We start from the raw sequence: 21,051 nt of genomic DNA on the forward strand, positions 1-21,051 counted from the left end.
CGCATCGCCGCAACCGGACTCAGGCCGGCGGCAGGGTGTCGAGCGCCGCCGATGCCGCCTTGGCCTGCGGACTGTCGGGGGCGAGCCGCTGCACCGCCTCGAACGCCGCGCGCGCCGCCTTGGCATCGCCCGACAAGCCGGCGATATTGCCTGCCTCCAGCTGTACCGACGGATCATCGGCCGACCGCCGCACCGCTTCGGCAATGTCGGTCCGGGCGCGGGGCAGATCGCCGGTCCGTCGCGCGAGCGTCGCCGAGAGCAGCCACGCCAGCGGATCGGCCGGCGCATCCTTGAGCGCGCGATCGATATCGCCGCGCGCACCGGCCAGATCGCCCGCCGCGACCCGCACCCGCGCGCGGTCGAGTTGCGCCTCGCCGCGTGCCAGCCCGCTCAGCGTGCCGCTGGCCAGCGCCGCATCCAGCGCCGTTCCCGCCGCGGCCGTATCGCCATCGGCCAGCCGCGCATTGCCCGCCTGCGCCCAGTAATTGGCGGCGCGGGCATCCTTCGCGACCTCGGCCTCGCGCGCCGCCTGTTCGAACGCTTCGGCCGCCGCACTCCACTTCTGCCGCGTCGCATAGCTCATGCCGAGGCATTGCCGCGCGAGGAACCCGCCCCCGGCCAGTCGCCACTGTCCCGCGATCCGCTCGGCCACGTCGGGTGTCGTCGTCGCCGCATCGACGCACTGGTCGTACCGTGCTTCGGGCGTCGCCCCGGTGGGGAGTTGCGGCCCGGCGGCGGCTTGCAGGGCGAGGAACAGCAGCGGCGATAGCATCAGGGCAACACATCCTCGATGGCGCGCAGGATCAGCGCGATATCGCCGTCGCGCGACAGACGATGGTCGCCATCCTTGACCAGAATAGTCTGCACATCGGCTGAACGAAGCCGCGATGCGAGATGGACGGTGCGTTCCCACGGCACATCGGCATCGCGTTGTCCCTGCACCAGCCGGACGGCCACGTCGATCGGCACCTCGCCATGCATCAACCGGTTCGCTTCACCCGACGCCCAGAAGGCGCGGGTAAACACCGTCGGGCTATCGGCATAGGGCGAAGGACGCTCGATCCGCCCTTGGGTCAGCATCGCCATCTTCTCTGCTTGCGAAAAGCCCCAGTCGGTGAAGTCGGGCGCGGGCGCGATCCCGACCATGCCGACGATCCGCTCCGGCCGCGCCCGGGCGGCAAGCAGCGCGATCCAGCCGCCCATCGACGATCCGACCAGCACCACCGGCCCTTCAATGGCTTCATCGATCATCGCCAGCGCATCGTCGACCCAGCCGGCCAGCGTCTGTTCCTCGAACACGCCCGGGCTTTCGCCACAGCCGGCATAGTCGAAGCGCAGAAAGGCCTGCCCCCGCGCCTTTGCCCAGGCTTCGATTGCCAGCGCCTTGGTCCCGGTCATGTCGGACGCATAGCCGGGCAGGAACAGGATCGTCGGGCCAGTGCCGGGGGTGTGACGATAGGCGAGCGGGCGGGGGTCAGTCATGTCCGCGTCCATGCCACGGGCCACACCGGGACGAAAGCCGCGCTCAGCGACGTCCGCGCAGATGCTCCCGCACCAGCCGCCCCGATTCGGTCAGGTCGCTTTCCCGCCAGCCCGCCAGCGCCTGTGTCTTCGGCTTCAGGATCGCCGAGGCTTCGTCCTTGTTGGCGACCGACCAGTTGAGATAGCTTACCCCGTTCCTCGCGCACCAGTCCCACCATGTCCGCGTCTCGGCGGCGTCGATCGGCGCGTCGCCATTGGCGGCGGTGGTGCCATATTCGGTGACGAACAACGCGATCCCCCGGCGCAGCGCCAGATCGGCTTTGGCGCGGAGGTCCGCCTTATGGGTCGCGGCGTAGAAATGCAGCGTATAGGCGATGTTGGCGAAGGGCAGCGGGTCGGCGGCCGCTTCGTCGACATCCTGCGACCAGCTGCGCGTACCCGCCACCACGAACGCGTGCGGATCGATCGCCCGGATCGCGCCGATGACGCGCATATGATAGGGTTTGAGCACCTTGGCCCAGCCATGTTCGGGCAACGGCTCGTTATAGGTTTCGTAGATCAGGTTCGGCACGCCGCGATATTTGCGGGCGATATGGGCGAAGAAGGCGATCGCATCGTCGGCACGCGGCTGATGCGCATGCCAGTCGACCACGACATAGATTCCGCGCGCGATCGCCGCATCGATGACGGTCTCCGCCCGCCTGGTTTCGGCCGCGGGTTGCTTGTCATAGCCGCCCGACTGCGCCCCGATCGCCGCCCGGACTGCGTTGACCCGCCAATCCCGCACCAGCCAGTCGATCGTCGTCGCGTCGTAATAACGCGGTTGCCACTGGCTCCAGAACAGCGACATGCCTTGAACCGCATAGGGCCTGCCCCGTGCATCGACCACGCGATTGCCCTTGACCGCCAGCCGGCCATGCGCCGCGACCGGCGATCCGGCGGGGGCGCCGGGCGCCGCCCATGCCGCTCGGCCGATCAGTAACGCGACCAGCAACACCCACCAGCGACGCATGGCACCTCTCCCTGTTCTTGCGACGAGGGTGCCGATCCGTGTCAACGGTGTCAACGCGGCCACCTGCGGCAGATTACCGTGGCGTCGGCGTGTCCGCTTCGGGCGGCGACGGCGAATCGGCCAGTTCGCGCGCCTGCCCTTTGCGCCGCCGCAGGTTCTGGCGGAGCGCCTGCGCCAGTCGCGCCTTGCGTTCTTCGTCGTTCATTCAAGCTTTCTACGCTTTTCGCGACCAATCCGACAACAGTCGCTTGACTTCCCGACCAATGCCTGCACATAGGCCCCTCCCGCCGCCGGGGGTTCCCCCGGCTCGGAGTGCTGCCGTAGCTCAGTGGTAGAGCGCATCCTTGGTAAGGCTGAGGTCGTGAGTTCAATCCTCACCGGCAGCACCATTTTCCTCCGATAGCGGAGGATGGCGGACGAACCGCACAGGCCGGCGCCACCGGCGACCAGGTCATCGACATCGAACAACCGCCCGGAGCGCCAACGCGCCATGCAGCACCACCGCCGTGTTGCGGTCGCGCGCCTGACGCGGGATGAGTTTCGATCTATCTGGAAATTGCATACGCCAGATACTGGCGGAGACGGAGGGATTCGAACCCTCGGTAGGAGTAATCCCCCTACGGCGGTTTAGCAAACCGCTGGTTTCAGCCACTCACCCACGTCTCCCAAGCGCGTCGCGCCTTGGAGTGCGGGCCTATAGCGGGGGTTGTGACATCGATCAACTCCCTACGTTGAACGTAATTGCGCGCCGATCGAACGCGCGTTCATTGCAGGGACAGGCGCTTGGCCGCTATCGTGCGCGTACGGGCATGCATGCGGGGAGTAGCGTAATGAAACGGTTGATCGGGTGGATGGCGCCGCTCTTGCTGGTGGCGGTCCCTGCCCAGGCGCAGGTGCGTACCGTCGATCCCAATGACGCGATCGATGGTGATCTGGCGCCTGCCCCGGCGCCACAGCCGACCCAGCGCAGCGACGTGCCGCCCGCCTATCAGCAGGACCCCGTACCGCCGGCCCAGACCCAGCCGCCGGTCACCCAGACGCCGCCAAGCACCACCGCGACCAGCGCCGCCAACGACACGTTCGAACGCGACGACCTGATCGGCGCGGCCGAGGGCGTGTTCGGGCGCGGCGCCGAGGGGCTGGCCGGCATCATCGAAAATATTCTGAAGGATCAGGGCAAGCCCAACGCCTATATCGCCGGGCGCGAGGCGGCGGGCGCCTTCGTCGTCGGCCTGCGCTATGGCTCGGGTATCCTGAATCACCGCGTAGAGGGGCAGCGCCCGGTGTACTGGACCGGGCCATCGGTCGGTTTCGACGTCGGCGGCGACGCGACCAAGGTCTTCGTGCTGGTCTACAACCTCTATGATTCGCAGGAGCTGTACAAACGCTTCCCCGCGGCCGAGGGGCGCGCCTATTTCGTCGGCGGATTTTCGGCCAGCTATCTGCGGCGCGGCGACGTGGTGTTGATCCCGGTGCGCCTTGGCGTGGGCTGGCGGCTGGGCGCCAATGTCGGGTACATGCGCTTCAGCGAAAAGCAGAAATGGCTACCGTTTTAAGGCGCAGCGGGGCCGGCCACTGCCGGACTCCCGCCAGCCCGGCCGGCGGCGGAAAGCCGACCGGCGACGCGGGCTTTGCCCGCGTCGCCGCCCACCTCAACGCCGAAAAGCAGTAGACTCGAACCGCACCGGCGCCCCCTGCGCGTCACCGACCAGTTCCGCTTCCCACATCGCCGTCCGGCCGCGCACGATCGTGCCGACAGGCCGCCCGGTCAGCGTATCGCCGGTGAAGGGTGACCAGCCGGCACGCGACGCCAGCCAGCTTTCCTCGACCGTCCAACGCCGCTTCAGGTCGACCACGGTGAAGTCGGCGTCATAGCCGAACGCGATCCGGCCCTTGCCCGCCAGCCCGAAGATGCGCTGCGCCCCGGCGCTGGTCAGGTCGATCAGCCGCGGCAAGGTCAGCCGCCCTTCCGCGACATGGTTCAGCAGCAGCGGCAGCAACGTCTGCACCCCCGGCATGCCGCTCGGCGTCGCCGGATAGCGCTTCGCCTTTTCCTCGATCGTATGCGGCGCATGGTCCGATCCGATCACGTCGGGAACGCCCTGGTTCAGCCAATACCACAGCCCGTCGCGATGCGCGCCCGACCGGATCGGCGGGTTCATCTGCGCATAGGTGCCGAGCCGCGGATAGGCGTCCTCTCCCGCCAGCGTCAGATGCTGCGGCGTCACCTCGCACGACGCGATATCCTTGTTCGCGCCCAGCAATTCCAGCTCGGCGGGCGTCGTCACGTGCAGGACATGCACCCGCCGCCCGGCCGCCCGCGCCAGCCGCAGGATGCGCGTCGTCGCGATCAGTGCGCTCTCATCGTCGCGCCACACCGGATGCGACGACGGATCGCCGCTCACCCGCTCGCCTTCGCGCGCGATCATCCGCGTCTCGTCCTCGGCATGGATCGCCACGCGCCGCTGGCCCGACCGCAGCACGCGGAGCAGATCGTCATCCTCCGACACCAGCAGGTCGCCGGTCGACGATCCCATGAAGATTTTCACGCCCGCCGTCCCCGGCAAGCGCTCGAGTTCGTCGAGATGATTGGCGTTGCGTGCCGTCGCCCCGACATAAAAGGCGTGATCGCAATACATTCGCCCCTTGGCGCGGGCGAGCTTGTCGGCGATCGCTTCCTCGGTATCGGTCGCGGGCTTGGTGTTCGGCATTTCGAACACCGCGGTCACCCCGCCCATCACCGCTGCGATCGATCCGCTGGCGAGGTCCTCCTTATGCTCCAGCCCGGGCTCGCGGAAATGGACCTGCGTGTCGATGACGCCCGGCAGGATGTCGAGGCCCGTACAGTCGATCGTCTCGCCCGCATCGCCGGCCACGCCGATGCCGGCGATGCGGCCATCGGTGATGCCGATATCGACGCGCGCCGGGCCGCCGGGAAGGTGGACGGTGCCACCGGTAAGCTTGGTATCGAAGGTCGCCATTGCCGCCTCTTGTAGCCAGGGGGTGGGCCGTCCTACCTGTTGACCATGACCGTTACCACCCCCGGAACCTGGCTCGCCGACCGCACGGTCCTGCGCATCGGCGGAGACGAAGCGCGACCCTTTCTGCAAGGGCTGGTGACGCAGGACATGACGGCGGTCACGCCCGGTGCGCCGCAATGGGCAGCGTTGCTGAGTGCGCAAGGCAAGGCGCTGTTCGACTTCATCCTATGGGCCGACGACGATGCGATCCTGATCGATTGCGAAGCCGATGCTGCCGATGCACTCGCCAAACGACTGACGCTCTACCGGTTGCGCCGCGCGGTAACGATCGAGCGCAGCGACACCGCTGTGCATTGGTCCCCGACCGGCACGCACGGCGTTCCCGATCCCCGACTGGCTGCGCTCGGCCGACGCTGGCTGGCTTCGCCCGGCGATCGTGCGGAGGGCTGGACCGAACACCGCCTCCGCCACGGCGTGACCGAGGGGCGCGCCGAACTCGGCGATGGCCAGACGCTCTGGCTCGAATGCAATGCCCGCGAACTGAACGGGGTCAGTTTTTCCAAGGGCTGCTATGTCGGCCAGGAAAATACCGCGCGGATGAACTATCGCTCGACCGTCAACCGGCGGCTGGTCGTCGTGCCGACGACAACCCCCGGCCCGCGCACCCGGCTGATATACGAAGACCTCGGCCTCGCGGTCGAACATCGCAAGGTCGACGATCTGGGCGATGCCCTTCGCCCCGACTGGCTGACCGCGGCCCTTGGCCGGGATACAACGGGGTAAATTCCGATCCGCCTGGCGCCGATCGAATGCTCCGGCCTCAGAAGAATTCGTCGAGCATCAGGTGGAAGTCGATCTTCCGCCGATCGGGCTGGATAATTCCATAGCGTTCGAACATCCGCGTGGTCAGATCGCCGTCGAACTCGTCGAGACAGTTGGCGAGGATCGCCAGATCCTGATAGCGATCGGCAACCCCGACGCGCCCCAGATCGATGCAGCCGACGACCCGACTATCGTCGATCAGCAGATTGTCGAGCGAGAAGTCGCCATGCGTCACCACCGGATCGGGCGTGATCGGCACCAACCGCCGCATCGCATCCCACAAACGTTCCGCGCTCCACCCCCGTCGCGCCGCGTCGAAATCGTCCGTATCGACCAGCCCTGCGTCGATCCGCGCCCGCGCTGCCGCAAGCCGAACTTCATGCCCGCTGTCGAACGGACAGTGACGGACCGGAATAGCATGCAGCGACTTCAGGAAATCGGCCAGCGCATCGACAACCTCGCCGCTCCGCTTCGGCTCGGTATCGAGGATCTGCCACGCCGTCCGCCCTGGCAACGCCGTCGTCAGTAGCCACGTGGTATCGACGCTCACCTCGCACCGCACCAGCGCCGGGACCGCGATCCGGCCGGTCAGCCAGCGCAACCGCACCATTTCGTCGACGATATCGCCGGCGACCGTGCCGTCACCGTGTTTCAGGAACAGGTCGGGTGCGCCCGACTTGCCATGCAAACGATGGATCACCCCGCCGGACTCGCCGACCCGGTCGCGCGCCCATCGATACCCCGCGACGTCGGCGACCATTCCGCCCGGCACCGCGATCGGTGCGCAAGCGTGCTCCCGCTCGTTCATGTCCGCCCCCGTTTTGAGCACCCTGTTCTGCCCATACGAAAAGGGAGGCCGGTTGCCCGACCTCCCTTCCGGAAATTCTGCTTCGAAAAGAAGCTGAATTACATGCCCGAACCCGGACCGTAGGTGATTTCCACGCGACGGTTCTGCAGTTCGCGGACGCCGTCGGCGGTTTCGACGCGCGGACGGGCTTCGCCGAACGCTTCCGTCGAGATCACGCCACCCGAGATGCCACGGCCTTCCATGTACGCACGGACCGCATCAGCGCGACGCTGCGACAGACCGACGTTGTACTGGGCCGAACCCGAACGGTCGGTGAAGCCTGCCAGCATGACGTTGGCATTGCCGCACGACTGGTAGTTCGAGATGGCGTTGTCGAGAATGCCAGCCGCTTCCGGCGTGACGTCCGACTTATCCCATTCGAAGAACACGATGTACGGTCCAGGCGTGCAGGTCACGACCGGGGCCGGCGGGGTCGGTTCCGGAGCCGGCGGCGGCGGGACCGGGGTGGGTTCCGGAGCCGGCGGCGGCGGCGGCGGGGTCGGCGCGCCGAAGTTGAAGGTCAGACCGCCGAGCAGGCTGTGCGACCGGAAACGACCATCATAGCCGACGCCACGGACGTTCACGAGGCGGACGTCATCGGCGTTGAAGAAGCGATACTTCAGCGAAACGTCGACATTTTCGCTCAGCGGCGCGCGGATACCCGCCAGAGCCTGCCATGCGAACACGGTGTCCGAATCGTCGAGCGCAGCGAAGCTGTTGACGACGCGATAGTCGTGCGCCTTGACGCGCGCGACACCGGCACCGCCGCCGACGAAGCCGCTGATGGCGTCGTCGTCACCGAAGTCGAGCAGGGCATTCGCCATGAACGACAGCGCCGAGGTGCGGCCACCGCCGCTGTACGTGCCTGCGCCGACCGACGTGGTCGCGCCAGTTGCGATCGAACCGGTGGTGCGCAGTTCGTCGACGGTCGCGCTCTTGTACGCGACTTCGGTTTCGATGCGGAGCGCACCGAAATCGTAACCGACGGTGCCACCGACGTCATAGCCATAGTTGCTGTCGACGGTGGTGACGCCACCGGCCGGCGTGGTCAGATCATAGTCGATGTCTTCGACGATCATCGCGCCGCCTTCCACACCCACATACCACGCGTTGTCGCGGGCGAGGGCGGGAGTTGCGAGCGCAGTGGTCGCGAGCGCCAAAGTGACGGCAAGCTTCCGCATTCTAGTCCCCTTTCACAGTTGTCCTACGGACAGCGCAAACCAAGTATCGAAGCGATAGTTTCCGCGCAAGCGCACAAAATTCGCGGTGTTGCACGATTGTCACGGATTCAGCTGGCGATCAGGCCATGCCCGCGCAGTGCCGTCAGCACCGTCGCGAGCGTCTTCCGCGCCTCTTCGTCGCGTACCGATCCGCCCTCGGGGGCAGCAATCGCAGTATGTTGCGCGCCGACTACCTGCACGCCGTCGATGGCTAAACGAGCCCCGCGCAGCTCGCCGACGCGCCACGCGCCCCCGCGGAACTCCACGGTCGTTTCGCTGCCGGACCACCATAGCCGCATGCCTTCGCGCGGGGCCGCGAATCGCCATCCGCCCTCGGTCATGCCCGCAATGTGCCGCGCCTTGCCCGCCCAGACGCCGGTCGGCGCCGGTCCGACGATCCAGCAGCTACCGGGCGTCGCGTTCGCCGGCGGCACGTCCTCGGCAACGCCGGCGACGCATCCATGCAACAGCAGGTCGATCAGGGTCAGCGCCTCGTTATGCGTCATTTCCTTTTGCGCCTGCGAGGCGTGCAGCAGCGGCAGCGACAGGCGGCTGGTCTGTTCGGTCATCACTTCGTCTCCGGTCGATAGGTCGTCGTCGCGGCGGCCGATGCGCCATTGGTCCCGATCTGGCGGACCGCGATGGACAGCGGCGCGGTCGGCGGCGCGATGCGCAGCACGGGCTCGGCCACCTCGATCGTGCGGCCGTCGTCCAGCGTCACGCGATACGCCTCGCGCTCCTCGCCGATCGGCACCTCCGCCCCGTCGCGCCACGCCACCACGCCGCGCGCACAACGGATCCAGCGCAGCTCCAGCATCCCGCCCCGCAGCTCGGCGGTCAGATGCACCGGGGCCGGCGGCACCAGCCCCGGCCCCGCCGGCACGATCGTCGCGGTCGCGACATCGTCGGCGGCGATCCCCACCGCCATCGCTGTCAGCGTCCGCCCGACCATCGGCACCGACTCCTCGATCCGCCGCAGCGTGGCAGGGTCGAGCAGTACGAACGCCTCGCCCGCCCGGTGCCCGGCCATCGCCGCCCCCGTCCCGCGTCGTCCGCGCCACAATCGCGACAGCCGCCAGCGCGCCGCACCGATCCGCTCGGCCCGCGCGAACTGCAGGATCTCATCGCCGACCAGCGCCGCATTGCCGCCGCGTTCCATCGCTGGTCCGTCGATTCCGGTCAGCGTCATCGCATCGTGCAGCAACGTCACTTCGATACTGTTGCTGCGAACCTCGATCAGCGCGCTTGCCGGGCCGGGCGGCAGCGTCACCGTGCCCATCACCGCCGGTGCCGCGCTGTCGCCGATCTCGGTCCAGCCGCCGGAATCGTCACCGATCGACAGCATTGCCCGTCGCCAGCCGTCGCGCGTGCCCGCCGCCACCGCCGCGACGCTCGGCACGCTATCGCCTGCCTCCGCCGGCAGTTCGACCAGCATCAACCGGGTGGCGCCGGCGACCCAATCGGCCGCCAGTTGCGGCTGCCCCACCGCCGCTGGCGCAGGCTGCGTCGCCGCCGCGATCCGCACGAGTTCGAGCGTGATCCGCATCGCCTCGATCCGGGTCCGCCGCACCCGCCACAGCCCGGCCTCGCCTGCAATGGTCACCCGATCGCCGGCTGCGATATCGATCGTCCGCCAGTCGAGCACGACCGTTCGCACTTCCCCCGCCAGCACCGCCCGCGCCGCCACGTCGCCGGCAATCGTCGCCGCCCCCGCCGCATCCAGCACCGCCGGTAGCTCGACCCGCAGCATCCGCCGCGCCCCGTCGGGCCGCAGCACCTGCTGCACCCCCGCCTGATAATCGCGCGCGATGTCGTGATAGGCGATGGCGACGTCGCTCGGCATCATCGGCGGTCGCCGCCATGCGGGCGCCTCCCCCACCGGCCCGTCATCCACGATCGTCCGCGCCGCCCCGGACCCGATCCGCAGCAGCGTGCCGTCGCCATCGGGCGCATACCAGCCGCCCAGCGGATCGACCAACGCCGCCACCGCATCGCGCACGCTGGACCCGCTCGCCGCATAGCCGATCAGCGCCGGCCCCTCGCCTTCCGCCCTGATCGCACCCTCGCCCAGCACCTCCGCGATCCGCCCGACCGGCACGGCTGCGTCGTCGGCGATCACTTCGAAGGTCAGCGACGGAATCCGGTTGCCGAAATCGGCGAGCGCCAGATCCTCGAACACCGCATAGGCGATGCCGCGATGCGCCGGCGCGTTGCCGATCCCGACGATACTTTCGATCAGCGGGTCGGGCGCCTGCGTTTCGTCGCCGGGATACCAGCGAAACCCGGTCCGCGTCTTCCAGTCGCCGGCAGCCCCGCGCAGCAGCTTCCCCTCTGCCCAGATCCGCCCGATCCCCCGGATCGGCCGCGCCGACAGCGCCACGGCGAACGACGCCGAATAGCTGTACTGCCGCATCCGCGACGACCCCTTGCCGCTGGTCGTCGCCGCCTCGCGCAGGTCGGTCGCCCAGATCACCGTCCCCGCCACGCGCATCGTCCCGAACAGCTTCGGGATCGCCGCGCCATAGCTGGAAAGCTGCACCTGCAATTCGCGCAGCCGCGGCCCCTCGCGCGGCGGGCCGGCAAAGAGCTGGTCGTCGATCGCCCGCCCGACCATCGCGCCCACCGCCGCCCCGATCGGCCCGGCAATCGCGCCACCCGCCACGGTCAGCACCACCGTCGCCATGCCCACCTCCTTTTATACCAGAGCGGTGCCGGCCCGCTCCCCCATCCGCGCGAGCGGATCAAATCAACGCCGATAGATACCGATCACCGGCCACGGCACGTCGCGCCGCTCGACCACCGCTCGCGCCACCGCATCGGCGTGGATGATCCCGCCCCCGGTCGACAGCCCCAGGTGGAGTTGCCCCGGCCCGCTCCTGACCAGCAGCACATCGCCCGCCGCAGCCTTAACAACCTGCCGGAACCCGGCCTCCGCCAGCACCGCCGCGACCCGTGCCGCGTCGCCGCACCGCGCCGGATAATCCGCCGGCACCACGACGCCATGCGCCCAGCCGACCAGCCCGACGCAGTCAAACCCGTCGCGCCCACGCCCCTGCCGCCGAAACCGCGTGCCGACGACGCTGCGCGCCCGCTCGACCGGGGTCATGCCCCCGGATAGCGCGTCAGCAGGTCGATCCCCGGCAGATACGGCTCGCCCCGAAAGTTCGCGACATTGCCGAACCGGTCGCGACAGGTGGCGAGCGTCCCGTCGCACCCCTCGCCGATCTCGACCAAAGCTCCGACACCATCGAAGCGCGGCGGCAGTTCCAGCGTCACGCCATCGGCATCGCCGCCGAGGATCATCGCCGACAGCCCGCTATTCGCTCCACCGATCCACCGCAGCCGACCGCGCGCGAACGGCGCACCCGCCGCCAGCGTCAGCCGCGCCCCGTCCTGCGCCACGACCCGCACGATCCGCCGCCGCGGCGCCATCGCCACTCGGCACCGCCGGTCGCCCAGCGTCGCGCGACAGCCGGGCGAGGTCGCCTCGACCACCGGCGCGTCCAGCCGCACCTCGCCCCCCAGCAATTCCGCCGAAAAGCTGCCCCGCCGCGTCTCGACCCCGCCGATCCGCCCGGTCGCGACCGGCACGATCGCCCCCGGCCCATCCCAATCGACCGCGAACACCGCCACCCGCGCCCCGTCATAGCGCCCCGCCAGCAGGTCCCCCGCCCCGATCGCACCATGCGACAACGCCCCCTCGACCGCCATCACCGCCGTATCGAGCGTATCGTCGCGCACGATCGCCGACGGCACCATCCCCGGCGCCGCGCGATAGGTCAGCCCCTCCACCTCCAGATCGCGATCATGCGCGGTCAGCCCGATCGTCACCCCGTCGCGCCGGTCGATCCGCCAGCACCAGGTCAGCGTCGTCACCGCGCTCATGCCTCGCGCACCTCGATGAGCGGCACGCTGGCGGCACTGCCCGCGCCATGGGTCGCGCGCGCCACCTGCAACCGGTCCTCGGCAAAGCGCACCGGAACGTCGAAGGCGAACCCCGCCGTCACCACCACGCCCTTGGCCGGTGCCGCATCCAGTTGCACCCAGCCCCCGGCGACCACCGCAAAGCCCTGCGTCTCGACCCCGTCGACGCCGACCCGCACGCTCCCCGCCACCGGCCGCGTAATCCGCCGCTCCATCGCACCGTATCGCTTCACCAAGGCGAACCGCGTCGTCACCCCGTCGCCGGTCCCGATCGCGACGTCGCCGAACGCCGGCGGCGCGCCCGTCGCGTGATCGAACGGATCCTGCAAGCGGAACGCCCGTGCCGGCCCCAGCCTTGCCCGAAAAAACTCCAGCAGCACCGCCACGTCGCGCTCGGACCGCACCCCCGGCCCGACATCATAGCGGGTGCGCGGTTCGGCCCAGTTGACATTGCGCGCCTCGGCACCCCCCGCCGCCACCGCAATCGCGGTCGACGTCTCGGGCATCACCTCCGCCTGCGCACCCAGCGCCAGCGGAAAGCGCACGTCATCGAATGCCTCCATAGCCCCCTCCTCGTCGAACCAGATGAACCCGTCGCGCAACACCTGCGGCAGCGCCCAGACGAACGTTTCCGCCACCCCCCGCCCCCGCGCGACCTCCGCCGCCGCCGCGATCGACCGCCACTGGGCGCGATCCTCCGGCCGCAACACGAACCCGGAGAAATAATGCTGTTCGCTGGTCGGATAGCCGAGCCGCACCCCCGCCGCCGTCACCCCGCGCGCGGTCGCGCCGACATTGCCGGTCGCCGCCCAGTCATAATCCTCGAGTTGCAGCACATCGAATGCCGGCTTCGCCCAGCCGACCGGCAGATTGGCCCGCTTCACCTGCGGACTGGCCGCGTCGAGGATCGTCGGCAGATAGGCGAGCAGCAACGCCTCCTCCGCCCCCGCACTTTCTGCCGCCGCGACCAGCGCCGCGGTCGATGCCGCCAGCACCTGCCCCGCCCGGTCGAGCAGCGCCCGCTTGGCGGCGTTCAGATCGCCGCGCACATCGTCGATCACCACCGGATCGCCGCCCAGCACCACCTTCGCCGCGGCATCATACAGGCAGATGCGATGGTCGGCCGTCACCCACCACCATGGCTCGCCGACCTGAAACCGGCCCTTGCCCCCCGCCGCGCGCCCGATCCCGACGAACGCCCGCGCCACCGCCTGCAGATACGCCATCGCCCCCGAATGCGCCGGCGACAGCAGCGTCGACGGCGGCACCCATCCGGTCAGCGCCGGCGACCCGTCGCTCGCCCGCTGTTTCCAGTCGCCCCAGCAATGCGCATCGAACAATTCGTAGCTGAGCGACCAGATGACATCATAGCCCAGCGTCCGGGCACGCCCCGCAAAGTCGCGATGCCATGCGACACACGACGCGTTCAGCACGCCGCCCGCCAGCGACACGAACAACCCGTCGCCCGACCGTTCGAGCCGGAAATAATGGCTCATCCCGACATAATGGACGAGGGCACCACGATACCCCAGCCGCAACGCATTGTGCAGCAACCGCGCGGGCGTCAGGTGATAGCTGTCGTCATAGCCGCTGGCGATGCGCAGCCCATGTTCGGGCACGATCACGTCGCCGACCGTCAGCACCGATCCCGGCCCCTCGCACCGGATCGCCGACAGTTCGACCCAGCCCTCCGCCGGCACGGCCAGAAGCGCGTCGGCCGCATCATAATCGGGCGGCACCAGCGACACGAACATCCGGTCGACATCGCCCGCCCACACCGGCACCGCATCGTCAGGCAGCTTGTAGCCCCCGACGACATTCGCGAAATCGATCGCGATCTCGGCATCGTCCGGCGTGCCGTTCGCATAATTCCACAGCCGCACATACCAGGCGCGGGCCATGCCATCGGCATCGCGCCCCTCGATCGTCAGCACGGCCCCATGCGTCGCATCCAGCGCCCGCACCCCGCCCGACCGCCAGCGAAACCGCAGCGAACAGCCGCGATAATCGCGCGACGTCTCATAGCGCAGCAACGGATGATCGTGCCGGTCCTCCGATGCCCAGATCAGCCCCGCCAGGTCGTCGCGCCGGTAGAAGACGCAGTCGACCCGCAGCGCATCCGGCCCGGTCGTCACCACCGACGCCATCATCGGCCTTGGAAAATCGACGGTCCAGTAAACGGGGTCGAACCGCGTCAGCACCCCCGCTTCCTGCACCGTCCGCTGCTCGGCCAGCCAATGCCCCATCTCACGCCTCCATCAGCGCGGCGCGCACCGCCCGCGCGACCTGCCGGCTCGATTGTTGCAGCGCGCGCGGCGCATCCTGCCCCGGTGCATGGACGGTGATCGCGACCCGCACCTCGCGCGCCTGCCCTGCCTGCATCGGCACGACATGCCCGCTACTGGTCGGCACGAACCATTCCGGGCCGCGCTCGCCGACGATATAGGGTCGCGCCGGGCTGACCGGTCCGCCGGTCGCGCGTCCCGGCGCACCGCTCACCAGCGCCCCCAGCACGCTGGCGATCCCGCCCGCCGTGCCGCCGCCCGCGCCGGTCTTGCCCAGCACCGCCGCCGCCGCGATCTCCGCCAATATCTTCAGCGCCGTGTCGCGCAGGCTGTCCAGATCGAGCTTGCCGGTGCGGATCGCGCGGCCCAGCGCGCTCTCGATCGCGCGCCCCGCCCGCTCGACCCCGCCCTTGAACGGCCCGTCCAGACTGGCCTGCATCGCCGCCACGTCGCTCGCGAACCCGGCGGTATCGGCGCGCACGCGCACGATCAGCCGTTCGATTTCCTCATCCATCGGGAAAACGCTCCTTCAGCATGTCGATCGTCGCGCGGTCGCAGGGGGCGGGCGCATCGCCCCGCACCGCCTGCACCAGCGCATTCAGTTCGGCGGGCGTCGCGCCCCAAAAGGCATCGGGACTCCACCCGAACGCCACCCCCGCCAGCCCGGCCGCCCGCGCCGCGCTTTCGGCGAAGGTCACCGCCCGCCCAATATCTGCGCGATCAGTTGCTTCAGCGCGGGCGTCGCCGCCGCGATCCCGGCGGCCGTCACCGCCTCGCCAAACTCCTCGCGCGACATCGCCACCGGATCGCGCAGGCAATGCCACAACAGCGCGACCAGTTCGCCGAGCATCAGCCGCCCCGCCGCCGCGCGCTCGACCAGCGCGAACAACGAGCCAACTTCCCCCTCCGCCGCGACCAGCGCCGCGAAACTGGGCCGCAACACCAGCGTCTCGCCCCGGACGCGCAGACTGGCCTCGCCGCGCGCCGCGTTCGCCGCGCCGCTCATGCCGACACCACCGGGCCGGAGGATTCAAGCGCCAGCGTGTAGTTGCGCTCGCCATTATAATCGCCGGCATAGTCGAGCCGCGTGACGAGGAAACGCCCGGTCATCGTCTCGCCCCCTTCGAACGTCAGCCGGTAATCGTCGATCGTCCCCGCCAGCGCATTGCCGCGCAGCCGCACCTCCGCCGCCGACCCGGTGAACACCCCCGCCCCGCTGACGCTGACCGAGCGCACCCCCGCCCCCGACAGCAATTCGCGCCACCCGCCCGAATCCTTGCTGGTGATCGCTACCGCCTCGCCATTGACGCTCAACTGCGTCGTCCTGAGACCCGCGACCGTCGCATAGGCCACCGGCACCGCCCCGTTCCCGATCTTCAACAGAAACGCGCTACCCTTCTCCGCCGCCATATTTTCCTCCTGATGTGTCGATGCGCGCCGCCCCCCCCGCGCGGGCGAGACCCCTGCGAAAGTTCACCGTATCCCCGCGAAGGCGGGGACCCAGGGCCACATGCGCAAGCCGTGGTTTTGCTTGGCTCTGGCCCCCCGCCTGCGCGGGGGTACGGATGGATTTTTGGGTAGGGTATTTTCGCAGCGGTCCCGCGAAAGCGGGGACCCAGTGCGACACACGCTACCCTTTCCCCCCACCCGTACCCCGGCGAAGGCCGGGGCCCAGTTGGGGGACGCTGCTGTGTCTTCAGAACCGTGCCGCAACCGGACCCCGGCCTTCGCGAGACCTTTGCGAAAGTCCGCGCTACGCCGCATATTTGCCGTACCCCCGCGCAGGCGGGGGCCCAGAGCCAAGCAAAACAACCGCTTGCGCTTTTAACCCTGGACCCCGCCTGCGCGGGGCTACGCAAGAAGGTTGGCGATCGGGGCTTTCGCAAGGGTCTCGCCTGCGCCGAAGTATGCCGGCCCCCAACTGCGAACCTCACCCCGCCAGCATCCGCACTCGAAACTCGACCGACCCGACCCAGCCCTTGCCGTCGCGCACCACCCGGCTGCGCACGAACACCAGGCTGACGATCCGCCATCCCGCCAGCACCGCAGGCGCCGACAGCACCGCCCCCTCCGCCGCCGCCGCCAGCGTCCGCAGCCGATCGGGCACCTCGCCATCGTCGAACAGTTGCACGACCACGCGCCCCTCGCGCCCGGCGGCATCCTTGGTCCCCCAGTCGGACAGCACCGGCATATCGATCACGACGAACGGTCGCGCGCTCCTGACCGGCGGCGCTTCGAACACGCTTGCCCCCGCCAGCACCGCGCGCAGCCGCGCGACCAGCATCGCCTGCAACAGCGTCCCCGCGATCATCGCCCCCACCCCGCGATATCCTGCAATCGCGGATCGACGATCGTCCGCCGCGTGAGGCCGCGCCCCGACAGCACCACCGCATCGCCGTTGACGGAGACCGCCACCCCCGGCACCGCTTCCGCCATCGCCGCGACCCGCGCCCGCACCACCGCCGCCCGCCGCCCGGCGACCGCTTCGCCCTTCTCCAGCGCCGCCCTCATCGCCGCGCCCCCGTCAGCCGCATCCGCCGCCACGGCCGCCACAGCGCCCCCACCGCCGCCGGCGGCGCGGCGCTCGCCGTCCGCTGGTCGAACAGATGCGCGACCAGCAGCACGACCCCCTGCGCCACCGCCGCCGGCACTGCCTCCCATGTCGCGGCGATGCCAGCGGTGAAGTGCACCGGGCTGGCCGCCGCCATCCGCACCCATCCGGTCCCGTCGCCATCGATATCGATCGCCGTGACCGGCGCGACCGCGACGATCGCACTTACCGGACCCACCGGCAGCGCCCGCCACGCGTCGCCCGCCGCCATCATCGCCTCATGGCTCCGCTCGATGATCGCGGTCCCGGTATAGGCCTCGGCCAGCGCCAGCGCGCTCGCCGCCAGCCGATCGATCACCGCATCCTCGGCGGTCCCGCCGATCCGCAGATATGCGCGAGATGCATCGCGCACGCCTGCGATCGCCGCCGCCGGAAAAGGCGCTGCGCTCATAAATGTCTCCTAATTCGAGGAAGACGGGGCGAAGCATCCCCCCGCCCCGCCCGATCACGATGCCCCAAGGCCGACCCACCACGTCATCCCAGCGAAGGCTGGGATATCCCTGTGATAGCGCGGGGCAGGAGCCGCCAGAGGCCCCAGCCTTCGCTGGGGCGACGGTTCCAGGCAGATGGATCAGACCCTACGCCGCCGCGATCTTCAGCAGCTTGATCGCCTCCGAATTGACCACCGCCCCGCCGACGCGCTTGGTCGCGTAGAAATGGACGAACGGCTTGTTCGAATAGGGATCGCGTAGGATCTGCGTCTCGGCGCGCTCGGTGATCAGATAGCCCGCCTTGAAATTGCCGAACGCGATCGGGAAGGCACCGGCGGCAATATCCGGCATGTCCTCCGCCTCGACCACCGGATATCCCAGCAGCGTATCGGGCTGCCCCGCCGCCAGCCCCGGCATCCACAGGAACGCGCCCTCGGCGCTCTTGAACTTGCGGATGCGCGCCGCGGTCTGCGCGTTCATCACGAAGCTCGCCCCCTGCCGATATGCCCCGCGCAGCGCCTGCACCAGGTCGATCAGCCGGTTCTCCGGTTCGGCGCCGAAGTCCGCCGCCGCCCCGCTCGCCAGATACTGCATCGTCCCGAACGGCCGCGTCGCATCGCCGGTCGCGGCGGTCGGCCCGGTCAGGAACCCGCGCGGCCGCCCCACGCCATTGCCGCCGACGAACGCCTGCCCCTCGGCGCGGGCGAATTCGCTCGCGATCTCGCCCGCCAGCCATTGCTCGACATCGAACGCCGCATCGTCCAGCATCGCCTGGCTCGCCGCCGGATTGGCATAAAGCTCGCCCATCGGCGGCGCGATCTCGTTGAAGGTCGGCGTCGCCGTCTCCGGCCGCGCGCCCCCTTCGCTCGCCCAGCCCGACGGCGTGCCGCCGCTGGTCACCAGCTTGCGATAGCCCGCCGTGCCGACGCTCACCACCTGCGCGATGCGGCGGATCGGGCTGGCGCTCTTCAGCGTCGCGCCGATCATCGCGTCGATCTCGCGCGGCACCGCGACGCCGCCCGCGGCGTCGGTGGTCCCCGCCACCGCCTTGGTCTCGACCTCGGACCCGCTACGCACGAACGCACCGAAGCCGCCCCCCGGCGCCGCCCCGCTCAGCATCGGCCGGCTACCCCCGACACCCGTCCCCGAAAAGCTCCCCACCAGCGTCTCGATCGTCATACCCGTCTTCCCCATAGAAAAAGGGGCGCCGCACTTGGCGACACCCCTTCGGTTGAAAATATGATTGCAGAACCGTCAATTATACGTCCTCGACGGCATGGATCCGCGCCAGCGGCTGCATCGGCTGCGCGACGATGCTGACCTCGACCAGCTCGGCGGCGGCGATCGTCCGCCACGCCCCCTGCCGCACCTCAGTCGCGCGGTACCCGAACGACAGCCCGGTCACCGCGCCACAGCCGACCAGCCGCGCCGGCTCGCCCCCCTCGATCCGCCCGACGACCCGCAGCCCCCGCGCATCCTCACCGAGCAGCTCGACCGTCCCGATCGGCTCGCCCCGATGCTGCCACAGCAGCGGCACCCGCCCCGCCGCCGTCAGCGCACCGGGCAAGACCACATCGCCACCCCGGTCCGCCCGCCCGAAGATCGCGGCGTACCCTGCGAACCTCACCGCGCCCATTCGGGCCACCCGCTCTTCACCGCGATCCCGACCAGCAGCAGCGCGAACACCATCCGCATCACCCAGGCCAGCGCCGCCCGCACCGCCGACCGTTTCGCATCGCGCCACGCCTTCAGCAGCTCGCGCAGCTCCTGCACATCGCCCGCCGCCGCCGCGTCCGACAGCCCGATCCGCGCCATCGCCCGGCTTGCGCCCAGCTCCCCCGCCTCCTCCGCAATCGCGCGCAGCGTCTGCAGGTCGGCGCCATCGTCCGCCGCCTGTCCCATCAACTGCGCCAGCAGCACCCCGTCGCCCATCGCCTGTCTCCTGATCCCGTGCTAGGCGGCGTGTCCGTGAGACCCCGCCTGCGCATCATCCTCGCCGCCTTCGGTGCGGCCCTCCTCGCCTTCACCTTCGCCATGCCGGTCCTGAAGGGGAAACGCTGCGCCCAGGCGGGCGGCAGCTTCGACCGCATGACCATGACGTGCAGCGTGCCCTACTGACCCGCTCCCTGAAGAAGCCGTACCCCCGCGCAGGCGGGGGTCCAGAGCCCAGCAAACAGCGGCCTGCACCTCGATCCCTGGACCCCCGCCTGCGCGGGGGTACGGCGTGGAAAATCACATCCCCACCAACGCCCGCTTCTCTTCAGCGGTCAGGAAATCCGCCGCCCCGACCCGCGCCCACAACTGGTCGCGCTCGTCGCTGAGCGCCACCACCCGGTCGAGATCGACGCCCAGCGCCCCGCTCCCGATCCACCCGTCGATCGCCTGCCCCAGCGCCGCCAGCACCCGCTCGCCCAGCGGCACGATCGTCTGTCGCCACAGCGCCCGGTTCGCCTCGCGATAATTGGCATAGGTGTTGTCGCCCGGCAGCCCGAGCAGCATCGGCGGCACCCCGAACGCCAGCGCGATCTCGCGCGCCGCCTGCGCCTTCAACCCCACGAAATCCATGTCCGCCGGGGTCAGGCTCATCGCCTGCCATTTCAGCCCCCCGTCCAACAGCATCGGCCGCCCGGCATTGGCCGCGCCGGCAAAGGCATCGTCCATCTGCGCGCGCAGCCGGTCGAACTGCTCGCCCGACAACACCCCGCCATCGCCCGGATCATGGACCAGCGCCCCGGAAGGCCGCGCGGCATTGTCGAGCAGCGCCTTGTTCCACCGCGCCGCCTCGTTGTGGATCGCCACCGCCCCTGCCGCCGCCCCCAGGCACCCCAGCCCGTAATGATCGTCGAGCGGGTGGAAGCCGCGGATATGCACCACCGCCGCCCGCCCCGCCCCATCCTCGGCCGCAATGCGCGCCACCCGCTCGCCGACGCGATAGCGGTATGCGACCGGCCACCCCGCCGCATCGGCCTCGACCGTCACCCGCTCGGGGCGCAGTGCATAGAGTTCGCCGATCCCGCCCGCCCCATCCTCGATCAACTGGACATAGGCATTGCCGTGCAGCAGCAGTTGCGCCGCCACGCTCTCCAGCAATTCCTGCCCCGCCGATCGCGCCGCGACCAGCGCCACCGCGCGCGCATCGCCCGTGACCGGCATCGCCGCGACCCCTTCGGCCACCAGCCGCACCGCGCGCTGCGCCACCGGATTGTTCAGATACGCCGCACGCACCTGCGCCTCATAGCCCTGCGCCCAGCCGCCCGCCGCCGGTCCGCTCCCCTCCCGCCACAGCACCGCCCCCGCGCCGCCGCGCGCCAACACCGGACGCGACCCGTCGCGCCCGGACCTGCGTCCGAACCATTTCATGGTGATCCTCCTGAAACCGAAGCGATTATTTCCCTTTCCCCTGCCAAGGGGAGAGGGATGCGCAGACTTGGTCTTT

General features: G+C 69.7%; 26 protein-coding genes and 2 tRNA genes. 4 read left to right on the forward strand and 24 right to left on the reverse strand.

Annotated elements, in window-relative coordinates; all coding sequences use genetic code 11:
• Positions 1–19: 19 nt before the first annotated feature.
• From ACZ1JS_RS13425 to ACZ1JS_RS13440, 4 genes are all read right to left on the reverse strand, one after another.
• Positions 20–772 (reverse strand): tetratricopeptide repeat protein, encoded by a 753-nt coding sequence (locus ACZ1JS_RS13425; protein WP_465166496.1) that lies wholly within the window; start codon positions 770–772, stop codon positions 20–22.
• Positions 772–1,482, reverse strand: a complete 711-nt coding sequence (locus ACZ1JS_RS13430; protein WP_465166497.1) for an alpha/beta hydrolase — start codon at positions 1,480–1,482, stop codon at positions 772–774. Before ACZ1JS_RS13430 ends, ACZ1JS_RS13425 begins: the two co-directional genes overlap by 1 nt.
• Before the next feature lie 43 nt (positions 1,483–1,525).
• Entirely contained in the window at positions 1,526–2,494 is a 969-nt protein-coding gene (locus tag ACZ1JS_RS13435; protein WP_465166498.1) for a glycoside hydrolase family 5 protein, read from the reverse strand.
• Positions 2,495–2,567: 73 nt separating this feature from the next.
• Positions 2,568–2,699, reverse strand: a complete 132-nt coding sequence (locus ACZ1JS_RS13440) for a hypothetical protein (RefSeq protein WP_465166499.1) — start codon at positions 2,697–2,699, stop codon at positions 2,568–2,570.
• Between the two features lie 109 nt (positions 2,700–2,808).
• Here ACZ1JS_RS13440 and ACZ1JS_RS13445 point away from each other — a divergent pair.
• A tRNA-Thr gene (locus tag ACZ1JS_RS13445) sits at positions 2,809–2,883 on the forward strand.
• A 184-nt stretch (positions 2,884–3,067) separates the two neighbouring features.
• Here ACZ1JS_RS13445 and ACZ1JS_RS13450 read toward each other — a convergent pair.
• Positions 3,068–3,160, reverse strand: a tRNA-Ser gene (locus ACZ1JS_RS13450).
• Positions 3,161–3,324: 164 nt separating this feature from the next.
• Here ACZ1JS_RS13450 and ACZ1JS_RS13455 point away from each other — a divergent pair.
• Entirely contained in the window at positions 3,325–4,050 is a 726-nt protein-coding gene (locus ACZ1JS_RS13455) for a DUF1134 domain-containing protein (protein WP_465166500.1), read from the forward strand.
• A 96-nt stretch (positions 4,051–4,146) separates the two neighbouring features.
• On the opposite strand, the gene ACZ1JS_RS13460 is transcribed toward ACZ1JS_RS13455, so the two are convergent.
• A complete protein-coding gene (locus ACZ1JS_RS13460) occupies positions 4,147–5,475 on the reverse strand; it encodes a dihydroorotase (RefSeq protein WP_465166501.1) in 1,329 nt (442 codons plus the stop codon).
• A 45-nt stretch (positions 5,476–5,520) separates the two neighbouring features.
• Between ACZ1JS_RS13460 and ygfZ the strand changes: the two genes are divergently transcribed.
• Positions 5,521–6,258: a CAF17-like 4Fe-4S cluster assembly/insertion protein YgfZ gene (gene ygfZ, locus ACZ1JS_RS13465; protein WP_465166502.1), complete on the forward strand. Its 738-nt coding sequence runs from the start codon at positions 5,521–5,523 to the stop codon at positions 6,256–6,258.
• Positions 6,259–6,295: 37 nt separating this feature from the next.
• Here ygfZ and ACZ1JS_RS13470 read toward each other — a convergent pair whose 3' ends face one another.
• The 17 genes from ACZ1JS_RS13470 to ACZ1JS_RS13550 form a co-directional block, all read right to left on the reverse strand.
• Positions 6,296–7,105, reverse strand: coding sequence for an APH(3')-I family aminoglycoside O-phosphotransferase (locus tag ACZ1JS_RS13470; RefSeq protein ID WP_465166503.1), 810 nt, complete (start codon positions 7,103–7,105; stop codon positions 6,296–6,298).
• Between the two features lie 98 nt (positions 7,106–7,203).
• A complete protein-coding gene (locus ACZ1JS_RS13475; protein ID WP_465166504.1) occupies positions 7,204–8,325 on the reverse strand; it encodes an OmpA family protein in 1,122 nt (373 codons plus the stop codon).
• Positions 8,326–8,432: 107 nt separating this feature from the next.
• A complete protein-coding gene (locus ACZ1JS_RS13480; RefSeq protein WP_465166505.1) occupies positions 8,433–8,933 on the reverse strand; it encodes a DUF2793 domain-containing protein in 501 nt (166 codons plus the stop codon).
• The gene (locus ACZ1JS_RS13485) at positions 8,933–11,047 is read right to left on the reverse strand and encodes a GTA baseplate fiber-binding domain-containing protein (protein WP_465166506.1); all 2,115 of its coding nucleotides are present in this window, start codon (positions 11,045–11,047) and stop codon (positions 8,933–8,935) included. The genes ACZ1JS_RS13480 and ACZ1JS_RS13485 overlap by 1 nt, the downstream gene beginning before the upstream one ends.
• Positions 11,048–11,110: 63 nt before the next feature.
• On the reverse strand, positions 11,111–11,470 hold the full coding sequence (locus ACZ1JS_RS13490; protein WP_465166507.1) for an NlpC/P60 family protein: 360 nt from the start codon (positions 11,468–11,470) through the stop codon (positions 11,111–11,113).
• A complete protein-coding gene (locus tag ACZ1JS_RS13495; protein WP_465166508.1) occupies positions 11,467–12,249 on the reverse strand; it encodes a DUF2163 domain-containing protein in 783 nt (260 codons plus the stop codon). Before ACZ1JS_RS13495 ends, ACZ1JS_RS13490 begins: the two co-directional genes overlap by 4 nt.
• Positions 12,246–14,534, reverse strand: coding sequence for a DUF2460 domain-containing protein (locus ACZ1JS_RS13500; RefSeq protein WP_465166509.1), 2,289 nt, complete (start codon positions 14,532–14,534; stop codon positions 12,246–12,248). The genes ACZ1JS_RS13495 and ACZ1JS_RS13500 overlap by 4 nt, the downstream gene beginning before the upstream one ends.
• Before the next feature lies 1 nt (position 14,535).
• On the reverse strand, positions 14,536–15,087 hold the full coding sequence (locus ACZ1JS_RS13505) for a tail tape measure protein (protein WP_465166510.1): 552 nt from the start codon (positions 15,085–15,087) through the stop codon (positions 14,536–14,538).
• Entirely contained in the window at positions 15,080–15,271 is a 192-nt protein-coding gene (locus ACZ1JS_RS13510; protein ID WP_465166511.1) for a phage tail assembly chaperone, read from the reverse strand. Before ACZ1JS_RS13510 ends, ACZ1JS_RS13505 begins: the two co-directional genes overlap by 8 nt.
• Entirely contained in the window at positions 15,268–15,579 is a 312-nt protein-coding gene (locus ACZ1JS_RS13515; protein WP_465166512.1) for a GTA-gp10 family protein, read from the reverse strand. The genes ACZ1JS_RS13510 and ACZ1JS_RS13515 overlap by 4 nt, the downstream gene beginning before the upstream one ends.
• Positions 15,576–15,983, reverse strand: a complete 408-nt coding sequence (locus tag ACZ1JS_RS13520) for a phage major tail protein, TP901-1 family (RefSeq protein WP_440488652.1) — start codon at positions 15,981–15,983, stop codon at positions 15,576–15,578. The genes ACZ1JS_RS13515 and ACZ1JS_RS13520 overlap by 4 nt, the downstream gene beginning before the upstream one ends.
• Before the next feature lie 520 nt (positions 15,984–16,503).
• The gene (locus tag ACZ1JS_RS13525) at positions 16,504–16,884 is read right to left on the reverse strand and encodes a DUF3168 domain-containing protein (RefSeq protein ID WP_465168697.1); all 381 of its coding nucleotides are present in this window, start codon (positions 16,882–16,884) and stop codon (positions 16,504–16,506) included.
• Positions 16,881–17,084: a hypothetical protein gene (locus ACZ1JS_RS13530; RefSeq protein WP_465166513.1), complete on the reverse strand. Its 204-nt coding sequence runs from the start codon at positions 17,082–17,084 to the stop codon at positions 16,881–16,883. Before ACZ1JS_RS13530 ends, ACZ1JS_RS13525 begins: the two co-directional genes overlap by 4 nt.
• A complete protein-coding gene (locus ACZ1JS_RS13535) occupies positions 17,081–17,575 on the reverse strand; it encodes a head-tail connector protein (RefSeq protein ID WP_465166514.1) in 495 nt (164 codons plus the stop codon). Before ACZ1JS_RS13535 ends, ACZ1JS_RS13530 begins: the two co-directional genes overlap by 4 nt.
• Positions 17,576–17,762: 187 nt before the next feature.
• A complete protein-coding gene (locus ACZ1JS_RS13540; protein WP_465166515.1) occupies positions 17,763–18,794 on the reverse strand; it encodes a phage major capsid protein in 1,032 nt (343 codons plus the stop codon).
• 79 nt (positions 18,795–18,873) lie between these two features.
• Positions 18,874–19,251, reverse strand: coding sequence for an HK97 family phage prohead protease (locus ACZ1JS_RS13545; protein ID WP_465166516.1), 378 nt, complete (start codon positions 19,249–19,251; stop codon positions 18,874–18,876).
• Positions 19,239–19,547 (reverse strand): DUF6127 family protein, encoded by a 309-nt coding sequence (locus ACZ1JS_RS13550; protein ID WP_465166517.1) that lies wholly within the window; start codon positions 19,545–19,547, stop codon positions 19,239–19,241. The genes ACZ1JS_RS13545 and ACZ1JS_RS13550 overlap by 13 nt, the downstream gene beginning before the upstream one ends.
• A gap of 36 nt (positions 19,548–19,583) precedes the next feature.
• On the opposite strand from ACZ1JS_RS13550, the gene ACZ1JS_RS13555 reads away from it, so the two are divergent.
• The gene (locus ACZ1JS_RS13555; RefSeq protein WP_465166518.1) at positions 19,584–19,733 is read left to right on the forward strand and encodes a hypothetical protein; all 150 of its coding nucleotides are present in this window, start codon (positions 19,584–19,586) and stop codon (positions 19,731–19,733) included.
• A gap of 114 nt (positions 19,734–19,847) precedes the next feature.
• Here the strand turns inward: ACZ1JS_RS13555 and ACZ1JS_RS13560 are convergent, their stop codons facing one another.
• Positions 19,848–20,975: a phage portal protein gene (locus ACZ1JS_RS13560; RefSeq protein ID WP_465166519.1), complete on the reverse strand. Its 1,128-nt coding sequence runs from the start codon at positions 20,973–20,975 to the stop codon at positions 19,848–19,850.
• Between the last annotated feature and the right edge of the window lie 76 nt (positions 20,976–21,051).

The sequence above is a fragment of the Sphingomonas sp. BL-S-05 genome, from assembly GCF_055521695.1.

What these genes read in the sequence shown, in the direction of transcription:
- ACZ1JS_RS13530 (WP_465166513.1), bottom strand. Translation starts at nt 17,084, where the DNA reads ATGAGGGCGGCGCTGGAGAAGGGCGAAGCGGTCGCCGGGCGGCGGGCG.
- ACZ1JS_RS13495 (WP_465166508.1), bottom strand. Translation starts at nt 12,249, where the DNA reads ATGAGCGCGGTGACGACGCTGACCTGGTGCTGGCGGATCGACCGGCGC.
- ACZ1JS_RS13550 (WP_465166517.1), bottom strand. Translation starts at nt 19,547, where the DNA reads ATGGGCGACGGGGTGCTGCTGGCGCAGTTGATGGGACAGGCGGCGGAC.
- ACZ1JS_RS13515 (WP_465166512.1), bottom strand. Translation starts at nt 15,579, where the DNA reads ATGAGCGGCGCGGCGAACGCGGCGCGCGGCGAGGCCAGTCTGCGCGTC.
- ACZ1JS_RS13490 (WP_465166507.1), bottom strand. Translation starts at nt 11,470, where the DNA reads ATGACCCCGGTCGAGCGGGCGCGCAGCGTCGTCGGCACGCGGTTTCGG.
- ACZ1JS_RS13560 (WP_465166519.1), bottom strand. Translation starts at nt 20,975, where the DNA reads ATGAAATGGTTCGGACGCAGGTCCGGGCGCGACGGGTCGCGTCCGGTG.
- ACZ1JS_RS13520 (WP_440488652.1), bottom strand. Translation starts at nt 15,983, where the DNA reads ATGGCGGCGGAGAAGGGTAGCGCGTTTCTGTTGAAGATCGGGAACGGG.
- ygfZ (WP_465166502.1), top strand. Translation starts at nt 5,521, where the DNA reads ATGACCGTTACCACCCCCGGAACCTGGCTCGCCGACCGCACGGTCCTG.
- ACZ1JS_RS13500 (WP_465166509.1), bottom strand. Translation starts at nt 14,534, where the DNA reads ATGGGGCATTGGCTGGCCGAGCAGCGGACGGTGCAGGAAGCGGGGGTG.
- ACZ1JS_RS13455 (WP_465166500.1), top strand. Translation starts at nt 3,325, where the DNA reads ATGAAACGGTTGATCGGGTGGATGGCGCCGCTCTTGCTGGTGGCGGTC.
- ACZ1JS_RS13435 (WP_465166498.1), bottom strand. Translation starts at nt 2,494, where the DNA reads ATGCGTCGCTGGTGGGTGTTGCTGGTCGCGTTACTGATCGGCCGAGCG.
- ACZ1JS_RS13525 (WP_465168697.1), bottom strand. Translation starts at nt 16,884, where the DNA reads ATGATCGCGGGGACGCTGTTGCAGGCGATGCTGGTCGCGCGGCTGCGC.
- ACZ1JS_RS13535 (WP_465166514.1), bottom strand. Translation starts at nt 17,575, where the DNA reads ATGAGCGCAGCGCCTTTTCCGGCGGCGGCGATCGCAGGCGTGCGCGAT.
- ACZ1JS_RS13485 (WP_465166506.1), bottom strand. Translation starts at nt 11,047, where the DNA reads ATGGCGACGGTGGTGCTGACCGTGGCGGGTGGCGCGATTGCCGGGCCG.
- ACZ1JS_RS13540 (WP_465166515.1), bottom strand. Translation starts at nt 18,794, where the DNA reads ATGACGATCGAGACGCTGGTGGGGAGCTTTTCGGGGACGGGTGTCGGG.
- ACZ1JS_RS13425 (WP_465166496.1), bottom strand. Translation starts at nt 772, where the DNA reads ATGCTATCGCCGCTGCTGTTCCTCGCCCTGCAAGCCGCCGCCGGGCCG.
- ACZ1JS_RS13430 (WP_465166497.1), bottom strand. Translation starts at nt 1,482, where the DNA reads ATGACTGACCCCCGCCCGCTCGCCTATCGTCACACCCCCGGCACTGGC.
- ACZ1JS_RS13470 (WP_465166503.1), bottom strand. Translation starts at nt 7,105, where the DNA reads ATGAACGAGCGGGAGCACGCTTGCGCACCGATCGCGGTGCCGGGCGGA.
- ACZ1JS_RS13460 (WP_465166501.1), bottom strand. Translation starts at nt 5,475, where the DNA reads ATGGCGACCTTCGATACCAAGCTTACCGGTGGCACCGTCCACCTTCCC.
- ACZ1JS_RS13505 (WP_465166510.1), bottom strand. Translation starts at nt 15,087, where the DNA reads ATGGATGAGGAAATCGAACGGCTGATCGTGCGCGTGCGCGCCGATACC.
- ACZ1JS_RS13475 (WP_465166504.1), bottom strand. Translation starts at nt 8,325, where the DNA reads ATGCGGAAGCTTGCCGTCACTTTGGCGCTCGCGACCACTGCGCTCGCA.
- ACZ1JS_RS13545 (WP_465166516.1), bottom strand. Translation starts at nt 19,251, where the DNA reads ATGGGCGCGGTGAGGTTCGCAGGGTACGCCGCGATCTTCGGGCGGGCG.
- ACZ1JS_RS13440 (WP_465166499.1), bottom strand. Translation starts at nt 2,699, where the DNA reads ATGAACGACGAAGAACGCAAGGCGCGACTGGCGCAGGCGCTCCGCCAG.
- ACZ1JS_RS13480 (WP_465166505.1), bottom strand. Translation starts at nt 8,933, where the DNA reads ATGACCGAACAGACCAGCCGCCTGTCGCTGCCGCTGCTGCACGCCTCG.